This is a genomic window from Pseudomonas sp., from assembly GCF_030696055.1.
Lineage (GTDB): Bacteria > Pseudomonadota > Gammaproteobacteria > Pseudomonadales > Pseudomonadaceae > Aquipseudomonas.
Genome location: NZ_JAUYNP010000065.1, coordinates 1 through 4,030, shown reverse-complemented (window position 1 = coordinate 4,030; position 4,030 = coordinate 1). Strand labels below are relative to the sequence as shown.

Below are 4,030 nucleotides of genomic sequence, written 5' to 3'. Positions count from 1 at the left end.
GAGTGCTTACGGTGGCGTGGTTCGACCGGTTGGGTCTACCTCGACTCTACTGACCTCAACTTCTCGAACCGCCCGGTGCGGACCCGCATGCCGGGTGGTGTGGCAGGGGCGCGGCCAGATGGCCGCCTCCTATGCCGATTTCTTTGCTCGTGCAAAGAAAAGTAAGCAAAAGAAACACGCCCCGGCATCCGGGTTTCGCTGCGCGAAACTTGATTCGCTTCGCTCACCCTTCGGGCCAGCCTGCGGCTGTTACTCCGCTTCGCTCCGTTTCCTCACTCCATCATTGCTCCAGGGACCGGCGTACAAGGGCCGTCCCTGGCCCTTTACGCCTCTCGCCGCATCCATGCGGCTCACTCCCTTGCACAATGATTCCGTTCGGCCTGCTGAACGGGGAGATGGCGCGCCTGATAGTGCGATGGTGGGGCGCAGGCTTTGCGCCGTTTGATCGTTTGCTTGATGGGTATCGCTGTTCTCAACTCATCCTACGAGTTAGTTGTCGATCTCGGTAATTTTTAGCGATCGCACCAATAACTCGTTGCTTTCAGTGGTGACGGTAAAAATCCCCTCGGCCCTGTTTGTTACTTTAGGATGAAGCTGTAACGAGAGGCTAACCCACTCGGTGGTTGCGCTCGTCGGGATTTCAATCGGTTCTTCTAGATAGCCGCCCCCGCTAAACCGGATGCGTTTAGGCGTATTGCCGGACTTGACCTCAAGCTTCAGGTAGTAAGCTTTGTTGCTGTCGTCTGCGTTGAAGAGGTCTTGGTCATCGGCTATCGATGGGGTGTTTTGATCTGCGCAGGTATCGACGATGGAGCTGTTGCAACCAACGAAAAACATATTGGTGTCAAATGCCAGGGCGGAGCCCGGAGCCATTCTCACATAAGGGTCTTCGGCAGAATCGCTGAGTTGTACGCCACTACTGGATTGAATGACCCTGGCATCGGTGGCAGGTAGGATGAAGGTATTGCTTTGGCTGTCGAAGACCGCCCACTTGTTGAGTACATTGCGATGTACACAAGTAGTTGGCGACTGTTGCGGGTCTACTGTGACTTTATAACCCTGACCTTGCACAAGACCTTCATTCAAGTAAGCCTTTTTAGCCCAAGCGTTATCGAAGCCAGGTTGGCTGTATATCTCGATAAAGGGAAACATCATGCCAAAAGAGTTGGCGGTGGAGGCGATGGCAAAGCTCGGGCATTCCACACCGTCGTCTTCGAAGGTCGATACTGCAACCATTCCGCTATTGCTGATTTTGTTGGCGGTCACCAGTACTCGTTCGCTGGAATTGCGAATACGGATGGGGTCGCTCGAAATCATGTTCATAGTATTGCTTTTGATCGTGGTGTCGATGGTTCCTTTCAGGTAAACCCCGTGCATCAACAGTGGTCTGTCATCGTTGTAGGCGTTCTGAATGGTGTTGTATTCAATCCTCAGATTGGTTGCGTTGTTGCTGGCGATCGCGGCGTAGCCGTTATGGCGGCGTTCCGGCTTGCCTTCAATCAGTACTGATGGAATGTTCTTATTGAAAGCCGAACCTATACGCTCGAAGGTTGACTTAAATACGCTGACGTTATCAACCTTGTTTAGATAGATGCCGTTGACATAATTCTTAATTTTTAGGTACTGAATGGTGACGTTCTTGAGGCGACCGGCTCTAGGTTCGAGTCGAAAGAAATAACCGTTCAGCTGGCCCGCATTGCAAGGCGTAGTCACGCAAGCGTCGAAAGTCGGGATGTCTTTGGTGTCCTGTGCGGTTATCAATAATTTATTTTCGCCAGCGGAAAAATTCCAACTGACTGAATCACTATAGATGCCAGGCTTTATCTTAATAGTTACATCACCGCCTAGATAGTTTTCGGGCTTCTGTAGCCAGGAATCCAACTCCTCTAAGGTGTCCACGATGCCGTCACCGATGCCGGGCGTATTAAAGGGGAATATGACCGTTTGTATGTCTGCGTGGGCTTGGAGGGAGGTTGAGATAGCAAGAGCTGCAAGTATTTTTTTGAGCATTTTGTCCATTCCTTGGTTTTTTAGATTTTCACTCGTGAATTGAACTCAGGGTGTTGGCGCTGATTGAATATTGACCCACCCTGCCGATTGCAGCCAGAGAAAGTGCGGCAGCGTTAGGAAAATGATGGGTTGAGCGAAGCGATACCCATGCTGTTTGTCGCGGTTGTCGCCGCATCGGCTGCGTTTGGTTGAGCGTGTTGCGCCCCCCCGGGCGCCTCACTTTTCTTTGCTCGTGCAAAGAAAAGTAAGCAAAAGAAACACGCCCCGGCATCCGGATTTCGCTGCGCGAAACTCCCCTCACTCCATCATTGCTCCAGGGGCCGGCGTACAAGGGCCGTCCCTGGCCCTTTACGCCTCTCGCCGCATCCATGCGGCTCACTCCCTTGCACAACGATTCCGTTCGGCCTGCTGAACGGGGTGTTTGGCGTCGCCTGACATTGCGATGTGGGGCGCAGGTTTTGCGCCGTTTGATTGTCTGCATGATGGGTATCGCTGCGCTCAACCCATCCTACGAAGTGACAGGCTCGTAGGGCGGGTGAAACCCGCCATGTCTTTTGCTGTGGCGGGTTTCACCCGCCCTACAAAGCTTTTGCCCTGTCATACAGACATCGCCCAAACAACGCGGTCCCCGAATCCCGTCAGGAGGCCGAGCGGAGGTGCTGTGGAGAGGGGCGTTTGGCATGGATACCAAACGAGGAACGATGGGCCAGGGATGGCCCACCGTGACGACCCTCGGAACAGCGCCGGAGCGAGGGGAGTCTGGCGCAGCCAGACCCGGATGTCGGGTGTGCTTTCTCTTTGGTTACTTTCTCTTTGCACAAGCAAAGAGAAAGTAACTCGGCGTAAAGCCGAAATCAGTAGAAGAGGGCGACGTAGAAAATAAATCTGTCCCCTTTACAGTGCACCACCGCGTAGGGGTGGATGACGCTCTATTCATCCACCGATGTTGCGGTTGTCCGGGCTACTCGCTGATGATGGGTGAACTGCCTTTCCTGCAAACTTGGCCGGCCTACCATCGGCATACTCAATGCGCCCCCAAAGGCCCTGCTGTTTCACGAAAGCAACCACCTGCTCTTTGGTGGATTTCCCCTCGATATAGTCACGAATTACTTGGTTTTTTTCTTCATATTTGGAAACTGGCAGATCAGGCCAGCCAATAAGGCCTTGGATTTGGCTATCCAGATAACTAGAAATCTCTCCTAACTCAGCTCTGGCCGCAATCACGGCCCCCTCATCCTCCCAAAGGAGGGACCACCCAACGTGGCAGTATTCACTGCAGGCCTGCCAATACTTATTTAGTTTTCCAACGTTTGGCGTTACAAAGTCGCAGGGCAGTTCAAGTGTTTCAAAGAAGATGCGCACCAACTCGAAGTACCGATTGATCTCGTCCTGCTTTCCACCAAGGTCGTAGACCTTCTTTTCTAGTCTCTTGAACGCACGTATGTCGTGCAGCAATTGTTCTTCGGTGTATTCACCTTTATGCACCTGGAGCCAGTACTGAAAAGCTAGCCGCTCAATTTCTAGTCGAAATTCGAAGGCGCAGTACGAGATAGCAATTGCCCCTCGCGGTGGAGCGACCTTCTCAAGCCAGTACCTACCCGCGGCCAAGTGGTGGCCCAAGTCGTATTCTCTGTTACCTGTGAAGTCCATGTTTGCCCCGCGTTTTTTACGAAATACCAGAGCTGTTCTGGCAAGGTTCTTGTGCAGAACCCTCCCGTCTGATCAAGCCAAATAGCTGGGCGGTTGCAGGAGCTGAGTGCAACACGGTTATTGAATTGAAGCTGGAGCATCATGCCGCATAGCCATAGCCTCCTGCATCACCTCGCCCATGACTTCGATAGGGCATTTGAAGTCGAAGCGCTTACGCGGACGCATGTTTAGTTGCAGCGCGATGGCATCCAGCTCTTCCTGGCTGTGAACCGACAGGTCTGTGCCCTTGGGCAGGTACTGGCGGATCAGGCCGTTGATGTTTTCGTTGCTGCCGCGCTGCCAAGGGCTATGAGGGTCGCAGAAGAATATC

Annotated in this window: 3 protein-coding genes; all 3 read right to left on the bottom strand. The window is 53.0% G+C overall.

The annotated features are described in order from the left end of the window. Positions 1-489: 489 nt before the first annotated feature. The gene (locus Q8Q83_RS03925) at positions 490-2,010 is read right to left on the bottom strand and encodes a right-handed parallel beta-helix repeat-containing protein (protein ID WP_305621307.1); all 1,521 of its coding nucleotides are present in this window, start codon (positions 2,008-2,010) and stop codon (positions 490-492) included. A gap of 933 nt (positions 2,011-2,943) precedes the next feature. Further along, on the bottom strand, positions 2,944-3,660 hold the full coding sequence (locus Q8Q83_RS03920; protein WP_305621305.1) for a hypothetical protein: 717 nt from the start codon (positions 3,658-3,660) through the stop codon (positions 2,944-2,946). Positions 3,661-3,777: 117 nt separating this feature from the next. Beyond that, the coding region (locus Q8Q83_RS03915) for an IS30 family transposase (RefSeq protein ID WP_305621303.1) at positions 3,778-4,030 on the bottom strand (253 nt) is incomplete at its 5' end.

Coding starts and splice junctions, on each gene's coding strand:
- Q8Q83_RS03925 (WP_305621307.1), bottom strand. CDS start 2,010: ATGCTCAAAAAAATACTTGCAGCTCTTGCTATCTCAACCTCCCTCCAA.
- Q8Q83_RS03920 (WP_305621305.1), bottom strand. CDS start 3,660: ATGGACTTCACAGGTAACAGAGAATACGACTTGGGCCACCACTTGGCC.